The organism is Armatimonadota bacterium (assembly GCA_017993055.1).
Classification (GTDB): domain Bacteria; phylum Armatimonadota; class UBA5829; order DTJY01; family DTJY01; genus JAGONM01.
Map to the genome: position 1 here is coordinate 1 of JAGONM010000054.1, position 16,841 is coordinate 16,841.

The following is a 16,841-nucleotide window of genomic DNA, read 5'->3' on the forward strand; positions in this document are numbered from 1 at the left end:
AGCCGGCCATGACTGCCAGCACGTCTTCTCCCATAACGTCATTGACGTATCGCACTTCGGCGGTGATCGCCTGGTTGGCATCCGTGTAGTCGCCGTCCAGGAAGAACTTCATCCCACCGGATACGCTCCACGTGTCGTAGTTGTCGCCAGGGGTGTCCAGATACAGGTACGAAGCGGCGACGAACGGGACCGTCTTGGACGGCTCCTCCGGCACGAAGTGATAGGCCAACTGCGGCGCAAGCCCCCAGATCGAGTCGCCGTCGAGGTCCGCCCAGATCACTCCGAGACCGGCCTCGACCTGCGGCGTCACGAACTTGCCGTAGGTGGCTGCCAATACCATCAAGTCCAGGTCGGAGACATTCACGTATGCGAATGCTCCTGTCGCCTCGACTCGGCCCTTCATGCCCTCCTGGGCGGTGGCCGCCACTGCGCATATGCACAGCGCGATGCACAATACGATCGTAAGTACCTTGCTCATGCCTGTCAATTCCTCCTTGGAGTTTGGTGACCCGGCTCCTTGAGCGGTATCCATGTTTCCCGCTGCCTGGCCGGTCAGTGACCGTCTGGTCCTCATGCCGAGCGGAAACCCGTATTCGACTGTCCGTTCATCACCTCCGTGCAAGTATTGCCGGCGTGAAGACCCAACAATCAACCTCATCCTTATTCTGGCACGGCAGAGCTTATTCCTTCATGGTGCTCGGAACTTTTTTTGCGGTTTTTTTGCAGAGGACGATCACCGCGGGGTCTCCGGTGCGGATGAACTGCTCGCACAATCGGCCCCCCGAACCGTGGAAACATCTTCGCGGTCCCGGGGGCCGATTGTCATTCGGCGAGGCCAGGCTCCTAGCCCATGGGCAGCTTCTTCAGGCACATGAACCAGTCGAGGCAGTAGTAGTCGTCGCCGGCCTGCTCGACGCGATCCTTGGCGACCCCGCACGATCCCGGAGGCGGGACTATCACGTCGTCGCCCGGGCGCCAGTCCGCCGGCGTCGCGCACTGATTCGCATCCGCGGTCTGCATGGCGATCAGCAGCCGCTTGATCTCGTCGAAGTTCCTGCCGCTTGACGATGGGTAGTAGAACAGCGCCCTGACTTTCGCCTTCGGGTCAATGAAGAAGACCGCCCGGACTGCCTGCGAGTCGCTGGAGGACGGTTGGACCATGCCGAACTTCTTGGCTACATCCATCTTGATGTCGCTGATCACGGGATACGTGATCTCCATGTTCTCCATGCCCCTGTACTTGATCTTCTCCTTGATTGTCCTCAGCCACGCGATATGGCTGAACGTGCTGTCAATCGAGAGTCCTATCAGCTCGCAGTTGAGGGCCTTCAGTTCAGGCTCGATCTTCGCAAACGTCATGAACTCGGTCGTGCACACCGGGGTGAAGTCCGCCGGATGGCTGAACAGTATCACCCACTTGCCTCTGTAGTCGTCGGGGAACCTTATGTGCCCTTGGGTGGTCTCGGCCTCAAACGCCGGGGCATCGTCCCCGATCAGGGGCATCCTGATGCAGTCGCATTTCGTCTCTGCTGTCTCGTTCATTGTGTCATCCTTTCTCGACGAAGCTTCGTCGCTTCGCCATTCGGGTCAGGTCGAGGTCGCCTTGACCCTGTCTTCCTGCGACATCGCCGCAAGCTCCTTCACTTCTTCGGGGCTGAGCCCCAACCCCTCGGCCACTCTCTTGCCGTAGTCCGGATCTGCCTTGTAGAACAGCGCGGTCTGTCGAAGCTGGATCCGCTTCTGCGCGTTTTTCAGGTGGCCGACGATGTTGCCGATCAGGTGCGCGCGGTCCTCATCGGTCATGACCTTGCCGTAGAGCGCGCCCGCCTGAACGAAGTCCACGTCTCCGAGGGTGTAGGCATGGCGGCCCGCCATGCCGGCTACGTCAATCGCTGGGGGAGCGACGCTTGGATCCGGAGAAGCGCCGCCGAAGCTGTTCGGCCAGTAATTCGGGCCGCCGCCACCGTTGTCGTCGAGGCGCATCGCCCCGTCGCGCTGGTAGCTGTTCATCTCGCACGCTCTCGGAGCATTGACGGGCAGCAGATGGTAGTTCGGGCCGAGCCTGTGCCGGTGCGTGTCGTGGTAGCTGAAGAGCCGTCCCTGCAGCATCTTGTCCGGCGATGGTCCGATGCCCGGAACGAAGTTCGCGGGCGAGAACGCCGCCTGCTCGACCTCGGCGAAGTAGTTCTCGGGGTTGCGGTTCAGCACCAGCCGCCCGATCTCGATCGGCGGGAAATCCGCGTGCGGCCACACCTTGGTGATGTCGAACGGGTCGAAACGGTAGGTCTTCGCCTGCTCCGGAGTCATGATCTGGACCTCCATCCTCCACGACGGGTATTCCCCCCGGGCGATGGCATCATGGAGGTCGCGGGTCGCGACGTCCGGGTCTATGCCGCGCATCGCGTCGGCCTCCGGACCGGTGAAGTTTCGTATTCCCTGCTCGGTCTTGAAGTGAAGCTGCACCCAGACGCATTCGCCCTTCTCGTTGTACCACATATATGTGTGGCTGCTGTATCCGTTCATGTGGCGGTAACTCCGGGGAGTTCCCCGATCCGAGAAGAGTATCGTCACCTGATGGATGGACTCCGGCGTCAGCGAGAGGAAGTCCCAGAACATGTCCGGATCCTTGAGGTTCGTCGCCGGATTCCTCTTCTGGGTGTGGATGAAGTCCGGGAACTTCATCGGGTCGCGGATGAAGAAGACAGGCGTGTTGTTGCCGACCATGTCGTAGTTGCCTTCCTCGGTGTAGAACTTGATCGCGAACCCGCGGGGGTCGCGCTCGGAGTCCGCTGAGCCCTTCTCGCCGCCCACGGTGGAGAAGCGGAGGAAGACCTCGGTCTTCTTCCCGATCGCCGAGAGGAACTTCGCCCGCGTGTAGTTCGTGACGTCCTTGGTCACCTCGAAGTACCCGTAGGCGCCCGCCCCCTTGGCGTGAACGACGCGCTCGGGAATCCGTTCCCGGTCGAAGTGTGCCAGCTTCTCCGTCAGGTGCGCGTCCTGGATCAACACCGGGCCCTTCTCGCCGGCCGTTGCGGAGTTGAGGTCGTTGTCAACGGGCGCTCCGAAACCCGTGGTGAGTCTCTCGTTCTCTTTCATGATCCTACTCCTTTCAATCCATTGATGTCTTGCCTGCCTTCATTGCCCAGACAGCCTGTGCATAGCCCTCTCAACTCCACGTGAGAGGTCTCGACCCTTCCGAGCGCAACGATCTCCGGTGGCACCGCGAGTTCGTCAAACTCGGGATTGCGGAAGTCGTGAGCTGTCCCGCAGCGCGCGCATACGAAGTGGTGATGGGTGCTGGTGTCCGGGTCGAAACGAACCCTGTCTCTAGGAGGTCCTACCGTGGAGAGGATGCCGAGGTCCCTCAGAAACCAGAGTGTGCGATAAACGGTGTCAAGTGAGATGGTTGGCATCTCCTTGCGCACCGACTCATAGACGGCCTCCGCGTCCGGGTGGTCGTTTCTCTCAACAACCGATCTCAGAACGACCAGCCGCTGATGGGTCACCTTCGCGCCGACCCGCCTGCAGGCTTCCTGGAAGCGTTCGACCGCGCTCTCGACTCTCGTGTCTTCTTCGGCCATAGATGAGCTTGATAGGATTTATTACGAAATAGTAACAGAAACTATAATTCTTGTCAAGCTCTGATATGGCGCGATCCAGGATGGAAAGCAGAGGCCGCCCGTCGCAGCAGTGGGCGGCCATCATGTGGGAACATCTGGGAAGATATCAGTCTTCCTTCAGCGCCCCGTAGACCAGTCCTGCCAGGATTGCTCCCAGAATCGGGAAGACCCAGAAGAACCAGAGTTGTTCGAGCGCCCATCCGCCTGCGATCACTGCGGGTCCCGTGCTTCGAGCGGGGTTCACAGATGTGTTCGTCACGGGAATGCTGATGAGGTGTATCAGGGTCAGCATCAAGCCGATGGGGATCGGCGCAAACCCCGCCGGGGCCGTTTTCTCTGTCGTCTTGAGGATGACCAGCAGGAACATGAAGGTCATTACGATCTCGGCGATGAGGCACGCCACCATGGTGTACTGACCCGGCGAGTGCCCGGCATAGCCGTTCGCCGCGAGCGCCCCCGCGATACTGAACTCCGGACCGCCGCTTGCGATTGCATACAGCACCGCCGACGCCGCGATCCCGCCGATCACCTGGAAGATGACGTAGCCCGGTACATCCTTCCACGGGAACTTCTTTGCTACCGCCAATCCGACTGTGACGGCCGGGTTTATGTGGCATCCGGAAATCCGCCCGATGGCATATGCCATCGTCAGCAGGGTCAGTCCGAACGCCAGTGAGACCCCAAGCAGGCCGATTCCCACACCGGGGAAGGCCGCGGCGAGAACCGCGCTGCCGGTCCCGCCCAGCACAAGCCAGAAAGTGCCGATGCACTCCGCAAAGAGACGCTTGCCGATGCTCATTCGGTAACCTCCTTTGTATCGAAGTCCTAGTCCCGGTATTCGGCGGGCAGGCGGAATCTCCTGCTTCCTGTGAGAGCCGCATGATGTCGGCACTCGCTTCGTGAAGGAACGGTATTGACATGACGCGAACAATACAGGGGTAACGCCGGGCGGTCGCGCTCCCCTGTTCGGAGAGGCCGCCAAGCGCATGAAGACAGGAGAAATCTATGGCAAAGGATGAAGTTTTCGCGAAACCGCGCGATATGAATAGTGATTTCAAGTTCGATGAGACCGTGACGACCGTCTTCGACGACATGGTCAGCCGCTCGGTGCCATTCTATGAAGAGCTTCAGCGCATGACCGGGGAGATGGCGGTGGATTTTGCCGTTGACGGAACGAACCTCTACGATCTTGGCTGCGCGACCGGCACTACATTCCTGTATCTGGACCCGCTGGTCAGTCCGGGCGTGAAGTTCGTTGGCATAGACAACTCGAGCGAGATGATCAAGAAGGCGGATGAGAAGATGAAAGAACATCATCTAGCCCACGCCTACGAGTTCATCGAAGCCGATCTGAACAAGGGATTGCTCATTGAGAATGCCTCGGTAGTCGTGATGATCCTGACGCTGCAGTTCGTGCGTCCCCTCTACCGCCAGCATGTGATAAGAGAGGTCGCCAATGGGCTAAACGAGAATGGGTGCCTCATTCTCATAGAGAAGCTCGTCCACTCAGACTCCCTTTTCAACCGTCTCTTCATCAAGTACTACTACGATATGAAACGTCGCAAGGGGTACTCGGAGATGGAGATATCCCAGAAGCGCGAAGCGTTGGAGAACGTGCTGATCCCGTATAGGATGGAGGAGAACAGGGACCTCCTGCTCAGCGAGGGATTCAGATACTGCGAAGAGTTCTTCCGCTGGTACAACTTCTGTGGAATGGTGGCGGTGAAATAGGTGACGAGCACGAACGGCGACGAAGTGCGCTCCGGACTTTTCGTCAGCCTCGGGAACTTCTTCTTCTTTCACCGAAACTGGATGTTTGCGGTGGTCATGCTGGGGCTGGTCATCGCCTATCGCCCGGTCTATCCCCTGGGCAGCGAGTCGCTGGACAGGTGGCTCGATGTTCTTGGCATCGCAGTCATACTTGGCGGACAGGCCCTGCGTGCGATAGTCATCGGCCTGGCTTACATAGTGCGCGGCGGCAAGGATGGGAAGGTCTACGCCGAGGGTCTTGTCACAACTGGGTTCTTCAGTCATTGTCGCAACCCCCTCTATGTCGGCAACATGATGGTCTTCTTCGGCCTGTTCATCGTCTTCAACAATCCGCTCGTATACCTCATTGGGGTGCCGTTTGTCTTGCTCGTGTACGCCGCCATCACTGCGGCCGAGGAGGCTTATCTGCGCGGGCGATTCGGTCAGGAGTACGAGGACTACTGCGGGCGTGTGAGACGGTGGTTGCCGACTCTGCGCGGCCTTCGCCAAACCGTTCGAGGAATGACGTTCTCATGGGCAAGGGTCGTGATTCGAGAGTACGGCTCGACCTACGCGTGGACATCATGGCTGCTGTTCCTGCTCGGGTATGAGCGGCTGGCTCACTCCACCTACAAGCAAGAACAGGCGCCATTGGTGCTTCTACTGGCAGCCTGGATACTCGCCACAGTCGCCTGGCTCGCGATCGGCCAGTTGAAGCGAAGTCATCGTCTCGTGGCCGACTGACCTAGTGCCGGGCAGAAGTATATGCATGGCTGCGAGACGACCAGTAAGCTCACAGACCCGCCCCGCGAGTGTTGCAGCAGTTGCCTTTCTCCGATCCCGTTGACATGTTGGCATCTTCGCAGATCGCCGCCCAAAGGCTCAGACGAGAGTATCCGTTGATGTGACTGGTGCCATGTTCCTTGATGCCCGGCCGGCTTGGGGCGGCGTGATGATATGTCGTGGCTACCATGTGTCGGGCAACACCGGGTTCGAGGTCTGCGGCGGTTTGGCATGCAGGCTCATCTCTACGGCCACCGTCGTGCCCTTCGGGCCTGTGGCCAGGTAAACCTGGTCGGCGACCGAGATCATCGCTTTGTAGCCCATGCCCAGCGATACGGCGGTCGTGTAGCCTCTTTTCAGCGCCACGTCCGGGAGGTTTATCTCCTGTATGCCCGGCCCGGTGTCCGTGACGACTACGAGCAGAGCGCCGTCATCGCGTCGGTGGACGGTGGCTGTTCCCTTGTCGGCATGTTTGATCGCGTTGGTTGTGGCCTCACCGGCGCACAGAACCAGGTCGAACACCCTGGTCTCGTCCATGCCCTCGGCCGACGCGATCTCCGCGACCATGCGGCGCGCCCTGCCCAGATCTTCGGGTCGCCTGACAACGGACGTGGCTATCGGCGGACCGGCCATCTGCTTGATCTCCTCGCGATCGCAGATGAGCAGCTTGCCCTCGGTCGCCGCCTCGATCGTCTTTCGGTAGAATCGGCGCCGCTCATCCCTGGCCTGCACCTGATCGGTGATATCCTCGAACAGCACCCCAACCTGGCTGCCGGGGAGACTGAACACTCGGAAGGAGTAATACTTTGGGGATAGATTCGTATCCGAGTACGCGAACTCTGTCACCCGGAAAGGTCGCCCGGTTCGCACCACGTCCGCAAACCGTTGCGGAATGCCCTGGTCGCGAAGGTCCGGGAACACGTCGTCTATGTATCTCCCGATAATCTCTCTCTGGCGCAATCCCATGTTCGCCGTTGATGCCGGGTTTGTCGCCGTCAGCCTCAGGGTGCGGTCGTCTTCCGGGTCCTCCAACTCGTAGATGTACAGTCCAAGCTGCATGTTGTGGACCACATCGCTGAACAGCCTCATGGATTCCCTGGTTTCGTTTCGCTCGGTGACGTCGAAAATGATCGCAAGCAGTCGCTCCTTGCCGCCGTCGCGCAGCCTGGTGCCGTGTACCTCCACATCGAACTTCTTGCCGTCTCTGCGCACATGCAGGGATTCCCCTGCAAACCATTCGCCCAGGGCGGTCCCGGCGAAGCTCTCGAACATATGGTAATGGCCGGGGTCTACGATGTCTCTGCCGGAGAGACCGATGAGTTTCCTGCGCGAGTATCCGTAGAGCTCGCACGCTCTGGCGTTCGTGTCCACGATGCGGCCTTCTATGTCGAAGAGCAGGAACGCGTCCACGTTCGAGTTGAAGATGGATCGGTATCGCTCCTCGCTCTCGTGAAGCGCGTCCTCGGCATGCTTCCGCGCCGTGATGTCGAGTCCCACGCTCAGTATCTCCGTGACATCTCCCTGTTCGCTCAATACGAGTTTGTTAGTCCAGGCTATCCATACCCGCTCGCCGTCCTTGCGCATGTTCTCGTTCACGTTGGTCTCGTGGCGCTCGGGATGAGCCAGGATATCGGCGATCATTGCGCGAAGGTCACGCCCGGACGTCTCCGTCTCCGACACTATCGTGCCGATGACGTTCCGGCCGACGATCTCTCTCTCTTTGTAACCGAAGAAGCTCTGGCCGAACTCGTTGAGGAAACGGACTGTGCCGTCGCGGCCCCAGCGCAGTATTATGCTGTTGGTATTCTCGATCAGCTCGCGGTATCTCTCCTCTGATATTCGCAGGGCGTTCTCTGCCTCTTTCCGCTCGGTGATATCTTCATAGACGCCCATCACGCCGATCACGTGCCCGTCGCTGTCCCGCAGCGGAATCTTGCTGGTCCGCAGCCAGATGATCCGCCCGTCAGGCGTTCTCTGAGGCTCCTCGTAGTGAAGCTTGGGCGTCCCCGTCTCCATGACCGCGCGGTCGTCGGCCTGATAGAGATCGGCCTGTTCCTTCCACGGGACGTCGTAGTCGGTCTTGCCCACGATGTCTTCGACGGTTGAGAACCCGGCGTCGGAGGCGAAGAGCTGGTTGCATCCCAGGAAGACGCAGTTCCTGTCCTTCCAGAAGACCCGCACGGGTATGGTGTCGAGCACCAGTTGCAGCATCCACTGAGACTCTCCAGGCAGTCGCTGTTCGTCCAACTCAGAGACTCCTCTGCGGCAAATCGCCACGGGCTATATCTAATAATACCCAAATTCGCGGACTGACTCCAACATCCGTTCCAGGCATCGCGATCGTTTCCTGCTTGCGGGCAAACGGGCAGAGGATTTCCCGGACGGTTCCAGTAGTGTTCAGTAGAAATCATGGCTGCATCGGAGGAGACGCACACATGCTGTCACGCGAACGTGTCATCGAAACCATCGAGCATCGCAGGCCGGACCGAGTGCCGGTATACGGGTGGGTGCGCGCCAACCTGGAGCCGCAGATCAGGCAAGCGTTCGGCTCGGTCGAGGCGTTCGAGGATCGTTACGAGTTCGACTACGCTCATCTTTTCGGCGGCCCCTCGACCTACAACTGGCAGATCGTCGAGGAGTCCGGCAAGCCGTCCCGCGGCAACATCGAGCCCCCTGACCTGCTCGACGTGTCTCCCGCCGATCCGGACGACATGGCAGCTTACCAGGGGGTGATCGACGGCGTGCGTCACCACAAGGATGAGCGCGGGCGGTTCGTCTATATGCAGACCCCCGGCTTCTTCGAGGCCCTGAACGGCGCCTTCGGCATCGAGAACCACCTCGCGTATCTGCTCCTGTACCCCGACGAGTTGCAGGAGATCTACGCGCGCCAGGCTGAGTGGAACAAACGCTTCGCGATGAACTGCCTCGACCTCGGCGTGGACATGGTGCACGTCTCAGACGACTGGGGCGCTCAGCACTCCCTGATGTTCAGTCCCGACGTCTGGCGGACCCTCATCTTCCCATTCCACAAGCAGGTCGTGGACGCCGTCAAGAGCAGGGGTGCGTACGTCAGCCTGCACACCGACGGCAACAACATGTCGGTGCTCGACGGCATCGTGGAGATCGGCTACGACGTGGTGCACCCGTTCCAGGAGTCTGCGGGGATGGACTACGGGGTCTACCGGTCGCGCTACATGGATAAGTTCACGGTGATGGGCGGGCTCGACGTGCAGACGACGATCGGCTTCGGGAAAATCGACCGCCTGCGGTCCGAGATCGAGCGGATGCTCACGATGTTCAAGGACGGCGGCCTGCTCTTCTGCACGACGCACTTCATCCAGAACCACTGCACCATCGAGGAACTCACCTTCGCCTTCGACTTCATCCACGAGTTCGTTAGGAGACGACAGAGTGCGTAGCCCGTTTCTTCCGCGTCTGCACCGCACCGTGCCGTAGGCGTCCACTGTGTCGCGCCGGTCCAGAATTGAATGAGCCCCCGGCGATGCGAGTCACCGGGGGCTCTGATTTCGATGTGCAATACCGGGCAGGCTCGTCCTACGCCCTGCGCCGCCTCAGACCGGCCAATGTGATCAGTCCTGCGGCCAAGCCGATGAGCGAGGAAGGCTCGGGGACGACGTTCGCTATGACCCAGGGATAGCTGTCTCCCAGTCCGCCTGCAGTCCCGAAATCAACCGGATGGTTCTTGCTGAGGTAGACCTGCCCCATGTAGCTTGCGTAGTTCATGCTGCCCGGAACCAATGGATCGCCCGGCGCGTACCACTGCAACGCGGCATTGAAACCGCTCACCTGGGTCGCGCCTGACAGGCGGAGGTTACCGTAGCCCATCGGATTCGACGGGTTGATCCGACTCAGCGTGATCTGTGTAGGGCTGATGTGGACGAAGTACGGATCGATCACAGCCGATGCAACGGTGTAAGAAGACGCTCCCGTGAGTGTGAATGTGGCGGAAGCGATGACCCCCGTCGCCGGATCGGCAACGATGGTACCCGATACATGATCGGTCAGACCGGTAATCGTGTCGAGCTGATAGGCAGGGTAGTCTACGATTGAATAGGTCTGCATCGCCGCTTGAGCCACCGCAGCAGCCGCAAGCAGTGCGACTATGAGGATAATCTTTCTCATCTCTTCTCCTCCCGGGCCGCTGCTCTTCGGCAACTCACCCACTTCCTCATATTATCATGCGCTGGAACTTAGTCAAGAGGCGTCATCACGGCATGAGCTTGGGAGGATCCAAAAACAGGTAATATTACCAGTCTGCCGGCCTCTCTATCATGGGGTGCAGCGGCACGGCAGACGGATACCCTTCAACTCAAACCCGTCAACGCCAAGTGTCGCTGCCTTGCTGATAGACCTCAGCCTTGTTAGACTTCGCGCATCGGCAGATACTAGTCTGCGTTGGTGCTCATCCGTGCTGTCCTCTCCGCTCACATCGGCTTCAGGTTGTTGTTCAGTCGTTCTATGAACTGCGCCAAGCGTCGTGCTCTGGTTTCGTCAGAGACGGCGGCGCGGTACGCTCCGGCATACGTTCTCCGGACCGACGAAGACATGGCCAGAAAGTTCGAGCACGCCGGTTCCGTTCCTTTGAGAGCCTGGGCGAGCACGTTGACGTCCTCGTCAGTCACCGGTGCGTTCGCGGGAGAGTCCCACCTGCCGGTCGTTTTGGCCTCCTCGACCTTGGCGCGGCCGTAGTCAGTCATCCTGCCCTGTCTCTCCATCGAGTCGATCAGGCCCTTGTTCTTCTCAGACCAGTTGCTCCCTCTGCGCCGTTGGGCGAAGTACTTGACATATACTGTCTCGTCTATGCTTCTCAACTGGCCGTCGATCCATCCGAAGCAAAGTGCTTCCTCCAACGCCTCGTCTGGCCGTATCGTGTCGGGACCACCCTTCTTGCCGAACACCAGCCAGACGCCCTGGACCGACAGGCAGTGGTCGTCCAGCCATGCCCGGAATTCTTCTCGCGATGCGAACTGCAACTTCGGGGCATCCTTCACCGCCATCGAAATCCTCCAGTAATGAGAATGGATACTCCCGCTGTGGCAAGGCGCGGGTGCCGGGATTCACTCGTTGAAGGCCATCCACCTGGGACATCCCCCACTTGCTTCCTTGATTGCAGCGTGGATCATCCCGACATGGTGCTGAACGTGTCGAATCTGCGCCAGGATGCGGTCGGCCGGCGTCCATGTGCGTCCGAACGCCTCCTCCTCGGCAACCAGAGTCTCGTCCGTGAGGCCGTCAAGGAACGACATGCACTCGCTCTCCACCTTGCCCAGATAGTCGCGCATCTGATCCATGGTGATGACTGGACAAGCGTCGGTCTCCAGCTCAAGTGCCTGACCGGAGTGGAATGGAGGCTTTTCGAAGGGTGTCGTCCAGTCTCGTGCCCAGGCATTCAGCCAGAAGGTCGCATGATAGACGTGCTGCCATACGGCTGCATTCCGTCCATTCGACGCCCAGAAGTCGTCCGAGCACTGCTCGATGACGTCGTGAAGCATCTCGATCGTCGGCTCGAGCTGCCGTCGGAGGATGTCAGTGATGGATGGCGTATCCATGGTTGTCCCTTCGTAAGTATCGTGGGCGCGGGTCGCACCTCATTCCAGACATTGGAGGAACTCGGCTATGCGGTCAATCAAGCAGAGTGAGCACTCTCTCTTCCAGATCACATATCTGCAGCAGGGTATCGCAGTACGGCCTCAGCTTCTCCTTGTGGCTGAACATGTCACCTGCTGAGAAGTCTTGAGGGATGATCTGCCCCAGCTTTGCGCAGAGTGCCGCTATCTCGTCGTAGGCGCCGGCCAGATCGGCCCTGCCGTGATCGCAGAAGAACCGCACAGCGTACTGCCGGTCGAGGTACTCCTTGTAGTTGCACATCACGTTCATGTAGACGAGGTAGTTGTCATCCCAAGTGCGAGTCAGCAGCGCGTCGGCGAGAGCTCTGTGTGCGGCGAGGCCGTTGTGCTGGCCCGGCGCCAGGCTCTCCTCCCGAATAAGGCGTGAGGTCAGCTTAAGCGTCTCCGTCAACACGGTCTGCTTGTCCGGCTTCTCGCACTTGCCCTCGATGATAAGTATTCGCCGACACTGTCCGTCTGTTTTCCTGAAATAGCCTGTCTCATCGGGCGCTTCCGGATGATCGTCGCCGACGTGCATGAACGGACTCCACCCCAGCAACACGCGGCCGCCGTCGTCATACCCGGAGATCACACACGCGTCGGCAAACTGAACTACGCCATCGAGCGTGATGACAGGGACACCCCCGTCAATGCTGTCCATGATGAGCTTGCTGCCGGTTTCGAAGTCGCCGCAATCATGCTGAGATACCTCGTACCCCAACATCTTGAACGTGTGCTCGAGGATGATCGGCGTGTTGATGACGTGATAGTTGCCGTGATTCCATCCCTCGACTGAGAAGGAAGTGCGGAACGCGCTTCCCGACACCGCGCACACATAGTCGTAGTCCAGGTTCTCTCCCACGCCGTTGAGCGCCGAGACAACGCTGTTGACGAACTCATTCTGTCTTGTCGCGTCGCTCCAGTCGACCTTGCGCAAGCCGGGAATGACGTTCCTCCGGAAGGCATAAGAATCCTTATCGATGGTACCTGTCATCTATTGATTGAACTCCTGTCACGTAGATCGAGCGGATCGATGCGCGTCACGACGATTCTCGATAGCTCTTATAGTAGCTCCACGCAGGATAGCCGAAGAGCGCTGCCGGAATGATGAGGTAGGTTCTGAGGAAGAACACGGCAACGGCGGAATAGGCCGCACAGAGGAGCAGCAATCCCCAGCGCCGAGCTGTGAGCAATGCGAATGCGCCAACGTAGAAGCCGAGCGCCAGCATCCACGCGGGAAGAAGGCGAAACACGAAATCGTCCGAGCCAAGACCTTCCGCCCGGGTGTTCACTAGAGCGATCACGCCCAGGAAAGTCCCGAGCAGGAAGGCAAAGCCTGCGTGTAGCCATCCGTCCGGGTACTTTCGGAGGAGTACCTGCTTAGTTCTCTGAGCAATCCTAGTCATGGCTGCACCTGAGATCGTATGGTGGAGGGGATGTGCCCTCCGCAGAAAGTGATCGACTCACTTGGCGTTCTTCTCTAGGCAGAGCAGTGCTCCCTGGCCCGGCGCGAGCCAGCAACCTTCGCCTCCAAAGCCATAGGTGTTACCACTGTATGCGTCCACCTTCTGAACTTGTCCTTCATCTTTGAAGGTAATCCCGAATGTAGTGGACTTGTGTAGGTCCTTGTTTACCACCATCACGTAGGGCTGTCCGCCCGACCCCTCGAACTCACCAACCAGGAGGTTTCCACCGGTCACGGATTTCAGCAGCCTGCTTGTCGATATGCCCGAGGACCCCGCTGGCGCCTCGGGGTGGTGAAACACGTTTATGCTCTTGAGAGTGACGTAGACCGGGCTGAGGCGCTGAACCTGCATATTAACGTCACGCAGCATATCCCAGGTCGGAGTCTTGTGCCCGAACGGGTCGATTGGAGACAGGCGATAGTTGCCTCTATCTCTCCCAAAGTAGGTGAAGTAGCTGATGCCGCGACCGCCGTAAGCCATGGTCGTGTATGCCTGGAAACGGAAGCCCGCGGGTGTGGGCTCCGCGTAGTGGAAATGCGCGCAGGATAACACGGTGTTCCAGAACGGCAGGTTGTGCTCTAGCGATGCCTTGCGCGTGGACTCGAGGTTCTGGAAGTAGCCGTCCCGCACCGTCCCATCGTCCATCAGCGCGTAGAAATCGTAGCTGAGGAACTGGGGCTGGACAGTTTTGACGAACGACTCAATGTAGTCATCATACGTCGGGGCGCCGTACCATTCGGTAGGCGCATAGTTGGGGAGTAGATTGATGTAAGCCAGCGCGTTTGGAGTAGCCTTCCTGAATGCCGCCACCCACCTTGCCAATCCTGGGAACACATCTCCCGCCGGCTCGTCGCGCAGTGAATAGCCAAACACAGCCTTATGGTTGCCTACGCGCTTCACTGTGGCTTCTACTCGCCGATCGATCTCAGCCTGATCGAGTTTCGCCTCGGCGTCGCCAACACTGCTATACACCAGGCACTGGAGACCTGCCTTGCTAACCGTATCCAGGTCCTCCGCGTGCGCGAACCCCGCCAGGTTGAACCCGCACTCGCGAATGTCCTTAAGCACATCCAAGTCGTCCGGCACGTCGTCCCACGGGATAATGGCAAAATCCGATGGTCTAAGCGTAGGTCTCTCCAGCGTTGCCGCAATCATGGTTGTAGCCAGGATGGAGATCAGACCGGCCGTCACTGCCAACAAAGACACGATCTGTCTCACGATCTACCTATCCTCTGCGCTGGCACTAACTATCGAAGAGTCCAACACTACGTGCCCTTTCGTAATTCCCGGATTCAGCGCTCGAGCAGGGAGCCCAGACGTAGGACTCGCGAACAGACACATCCGGGCCGCAGATTTCCATGGCGGTCTTGATCCTGCCTGTCAAGAGATTCATAAGCTCTCGTGCTCCAACAGTATCCCCTGGTTTGAGGCCCAGCTTCTGCAGAACCCGCAGATCCTTCAGTTGGTCCCTGGTATAGATCCATAGGCACATGTGCTTGTCCGGATCATACGCCGTGCAAGGATCGCACACCATGCAACAGCCTTCACTGAGCGTAACAGGTATGTTGGGGTTGTCCCGCATCTTGACGAGTATCTCGTGCAGATTGTCGACATCGAGCGGATTCTCAAGATCGCCGAGACCATAGTGGCACATCAGACACATCAGGTGGTGCGGCCTTATGAACAGCCTGTCCGCTTGCTCTATTCGCCTGCAGGACTCCGCCTTGGCTGTGCGCATCTCCTCTTTTGTTCTTATGGGCAGAAGCGCGTAGGGCCCGCAACCTAGCAGGTCCTCTCCGAGGTTCCAACATGCGTCCAGGGAGTAGCATCTCTGCCCGCCCTTCTCGCGAGTCTGTCTGTAGTAGTCGGTCCGAGCGTACTCGCACACAGGCCAATCCTGAGACAGCTCGAAATCCTGGTAGCATATTCCTTTGAGGCTCTCTACCTTGAGGAACAGCACCCGCAGCACATCTATGGCTGGGTGAACTGTGTTTGGGCGGATGTCGAGCCTGCAGAGAACCTCCAGGTCCTTGGCTCTGTTCGCGTAGTCTGCCCTGCGCGACAGGAAATCGTCCGGGAGCCGAGCGTGACAGTCTGAGTTTATGTCCAGGAAATGCGACCGCACCAGGTCGAGGTCCGCAGTCAGCTTGAGTTGTATGAACGGCTGGGAGCGAATTGCCTCCCGTATCGCATCCGTCACGACGCTTCCGCACGGAGGTCTCTGAGCGCCGGCTGCCGCGCATATGGCGCAGAGCAGATGGTGAGCTCTCAGCTCGAACACTTCTCCGTCAGCGCGCGTCTTGGCTTCGCTGGTGGAACATTTGGCAGTCATAGGCGGACCTACTGTGTTGAGCATTTGTCTAGGCTGCGGCGGAGGCGCGGGGACTCGAACCCCGGGCCAAAGAATAGCGCACATGGGCATCTGCGCGCGTATCCCGAGACATGGTTCTCGCGCTTCGGTCTCCCCCTCAGCCCGCCAGAGCCCTGATCCATCTCCGGAGCTGTCGCTTGATCTCTTCCCACGACAGATCCCGAAGCATCATGGGCTCAGGCTCCTCATCCGCATCGTCGAAGTATGTCAGCCCCACGAGCACATGCCCGATGTCATCCACCGAGTACTTCCGGCGGTAGAGTGCGAGCAGTTCCTCGATCGGCTTGTGTTCGAGCGCAATGGCGTAGATGTCAACGAAGTCCTTCCGAGCCCCTCGCTGAGCGATCGCGGCGAGTTTCATGCAGGCGAGGTCGTCAAGAGAAGCCAACTCGACAGAGAACTCAGGCCACTTGCCGGGCGAGCCTATGTCGGGATAGGGGTATTCGAAGAAGCTCACCTGAACGCCCTTGACCACTCCGTGGAGCGTTCCGCGTGCTATCCGGGCATTCTCGAGAGGCAGGTCGGCTCTTCTCGCCAGTTCCGCGAGCACGAGCGGGTCGTCTATCGGGGTACGCGCGAACCAGTCGAAATCCACGGATCTCCGATGGCCCAGGTGCAGCGCGACGGCAGTGCCGCCGCCGAGGTAGAACCCGTTTGCGGTCGAGAACGCAGCCAGGGCGGGCAGTATTGAGCGTTGCGCCTCGCTGAGAACTTCATCGTGGAAGCTCACGGCGTGCCCTCCTGTGCCAACTCGACTGCCGCGCCTTCATGACCCATTCATCAACTGACGAAGCCGGCAAGTCCAGGATGAGTCCCCAGAACCTGAGCTTGCGAGAATCGAGTTTGCCGCCGCCCTCTGCCAGCATCCAGTCGCGAATCGCCATATCGCCCACGGCGCCGCGAAGCCATGTGACCGCACTCCAATCGCCGCGATCGAGTATTCGGCGGATGATGAAGCTCCGGTTCTTCTGCCAGTTCAGGGATGAAAAGTCGCAGTCCCAGAACAACGTCTCCAGGCTGGACGGCAGTTCGGGATATGGGTGAAGAGAGAGTCCTGAAGCGGACGAGTCATTCATCAGACGCTCATCCTTCATAGGTTTGTTTGGTGGAGGCGCGGGGACTCGAACCCCGGTCCAGAGAACAGCGCACATGAGCATCTACGAGCGTATCCCGAGATTTGGTTCTCGCGCTTCGGTCTCCCTCGGGCGGGATACCTCTGCGCCAG

At 59.3% G+C, this 16,841-nt stretch carries 18 protein-coding genes and 1 other RNA gene; 3 read left to right on the plus strand and 16 right to left on the minus strand.

Going from position 1 to position 16,841, the window contains the following annotated elements:
* The 5 genes from KBC96_14475 to aqpZ all read right to left on the minus strand — a co-directional run.
* Window positions 1-478: hypothetical protein (locus KBC96_14475; GenBank protein MBP6965599.1), on the minus strand; the 478-nt coding region annotated here is incomplete at its 3' end.
* Between the two features lie 365 nt (window positions 479-843).
* Window positions 844-1,542 carry a peroxiredoxin gene (locus tag KBC96_14480; protein ID MBP6965600.1) on the minus strand — a complete coding sequence of 233 codons (699 nt, stop codon included), beginning with the start codon at window positions 1,540-1,542 and terminating at the stop codon, window positions 844-846.
* Window positions 1,543-1,587: 45 nt separating this feature from the next.
* The gene (locus KBC96_14485) at window positions 1,588-3,096 is read right to left on the minus strand and encodes a catalase (protein ID MBP6965601.1); all 1,509 of its coding nucleotides are present in this window, start codon (window positions 3,094-3,096) and stop codon (window positions 1,588-1,590) included.
* A complete protein-coding gene (locus tag KBC96_14490) occupies window positions 3,093-3,581 on the minus strand; it encodes a transcriptional repressor (protein MBP6965602.1) in 489 nt (162 codons plus the stop codon). Before KBC96_14490 ends, KBC96_14485 begins: the two co-directional genes overlap by 4 nt.
* A 145-nt stretch (window positions 3,582-3,726) precedes the next feature.
* Complete coding sequence (gene aqpZ / locus KBC96_14495; protein ID MBP6965603.1) at window positions 3,727-4,419, minus strand: aquaporin Z; 693 nt, start codon at window positions 4,417-4,419, stop codon at window positions 3,727-3,729.
* A 206-nt stretch (window positions 4,420-4,625) separates the two neighbouring features.
* On the opposite strand from aqpZ, the gene cmoA reads away from it, so the two are divergent.
* Both cmoA and KBC96_14505 read left to right on the plus strand, forming a co-directional pair.
* Window positions 4,626-5,351 carry a carboxy-S-adenosyl-L-methionine synthase CmoA gene (gene cmoA, locus KBC96_14500; GenBank protein ID MBP6965604.1) on the plus strand — a complete coding sequence of 242 codons (726 nt, stop codon included), beginning with the start codon at window positions 4,626-4,628 and terminating at the stop codon, window positions 5,349-5,351.
* On the plus strand, window positions 5,352-6,113 hold the full coding sequence (locus tag KBC96_14505; protein ID MBP6965605.1) for an isoprenylcysteine carboxylmethyltransferase family protein: 762 nt from the start codon (window positions 5,352-5,354) through the stop codon (window positions 6,111-6,113).
* A 222-nt stretch (window positions 6,114-6,335) separates the two neighbouring features.
* On the opposite strand, the gene KBC96_14510 is transcribed toward KBC96_14505, so the two are convergent.
* A complete protein-coding gene (locus KBC96_14510; GenBank protein ID MBP6965606.1) occupies window positions 6,336-8,399 on the minus strand; it encodes a PAS domain S-box protein in 2,064 nt (687 codons plus the stop codon).
* A gap of 188 nt (window positions 8,400-8,587) precedes the next feature.
* Between KBC96_14510 and KBC96_14515 the strand changes: the two genes are divergently transcribed.
* Window positions 8,588-9,571, plus strand: a complete 984-nt coding sequence (locus KBC96_14515) for a hypothetical protein (GenBank protein MBP6965607.1) — start codon at window positions 8,588-8,590, stop codon at window positions 9,569-9,571.
* A gap of 136 nt (window positions 9,572-9,707) precedes the next feature.
* On the opposite strand, the gene KBC96_14520 is transcribed toward KBC96_14515, so the two are convergent.
* The 10 genes from KBC96_14520 to ssrA form a co-directional block, all read right to left on the minus strand.
* Window positions 9,708-10,295 (minus strand): PEP-CTERM sorting domain-containing protein, encoded by a 588-nt coding sequence (locus KBC96_14520; GenBank protein ID MBP6965608.1) that lies wholly within the window; start codon window positions 10,293-10,295, stop codon window positions 9,708-9,710.
* 302 nt (window positions 10,296-10,597) lie between these two features.
* The gene (locus KBC96_14525) at window positions 10,598-11,170 is read right to left on the minus strand and encodes a YdeI/OmpD-associated family protein (protein MBP6965609.1); all 573 of its coding nucleotides are present in this window, start codon (window positions 11,168-11,170) and stop codon (window positions 10,598-10,600) included.
* 60 nt (window positions 11,171-11,230) lie between these two features.
* Window positions 11,231-11,722, minus strand: a complete 492-nt coding sequence (locus KBC96_14530; GenBank protein ID MBP6965610.1) for a DinB family protein — start codon at window positions 11,720-11,722, stop codon at window positions 11,231-11,233.
* A 73-nt stretch (window positions 11,723-11,795) separates the two neighbouring features.
* A complete protein-coding gene (locus tag KBC96_14535) occupies window positions 11,796-12,773 on the minus strand; it encodes a hypothetical protein (protein ID MBP6965611.1) in 978 nt (325 codons plus the stop codon).
* A gap of 46 nt (window positions 12,774-12,819) precedes the next feature.
* Entirely contained in the window at window positions 12,820-13,185 is a 366-nt protein-coding gene (locus KBC96_14540; protein MBP6965612.1) for a hypothetical protein, read from the minus strand.
* 57 nt (window positions 13,186-13,242) lie between these two features.
* On the minus strand, window positions 13,243-14,451 hold the full coding sequence (locus tag KBC96_14545; protein ID MBP6965613.1) for a hypothetical protein: 1,209 nt from the start codon (window positions 14,449-14,451) through the stop codon (window positions 13,243-13,245).
* A 37-nt stretch (window positions 14,452-14,488) separates the two neighbouring features.
* Entirely contained in the window at window positions 14,489-15,577 is a 1,089-nt protein-coding gene (locus KBC96_14550; protein MBP6965614.1) for a DUF1284 domain-containing protein, read from the minus strand.
* 136 nt (window positions 15,578-15,713) lie between these two features.
* Entirely contained in the window at window positions 15,714-16,346 is a 633-nt protein-coding gene (locus KBC96_14555) for a nucleotidyl transferase AbiEii/AbiGii toxin family protein (protein MBP6965615.1), read from the minus strand.
* On the minus strand, window positions 16,330-16,692 hold the full coding sequence (locus KBC96_14560; protein MBP6965616.1) for a hypothetical protein: 363 nt from the start codon (window positions 16,690-16,692) through the stop codon (window positions 16,330-16,332). The genes KBC96_14555 and KBC96_14560 overlap by 17 nt, the downstream gene beginning before the upstream one ends.
* A gap of 27 nt (window positions 16,693-16,719) precedes the next feature.
* Window positions 16,720-16,841, minus strand: a transfer-messenger RNA (tmRNA) gene (gene ssrA, locus KBC96_14565); the annotation flags it as partial.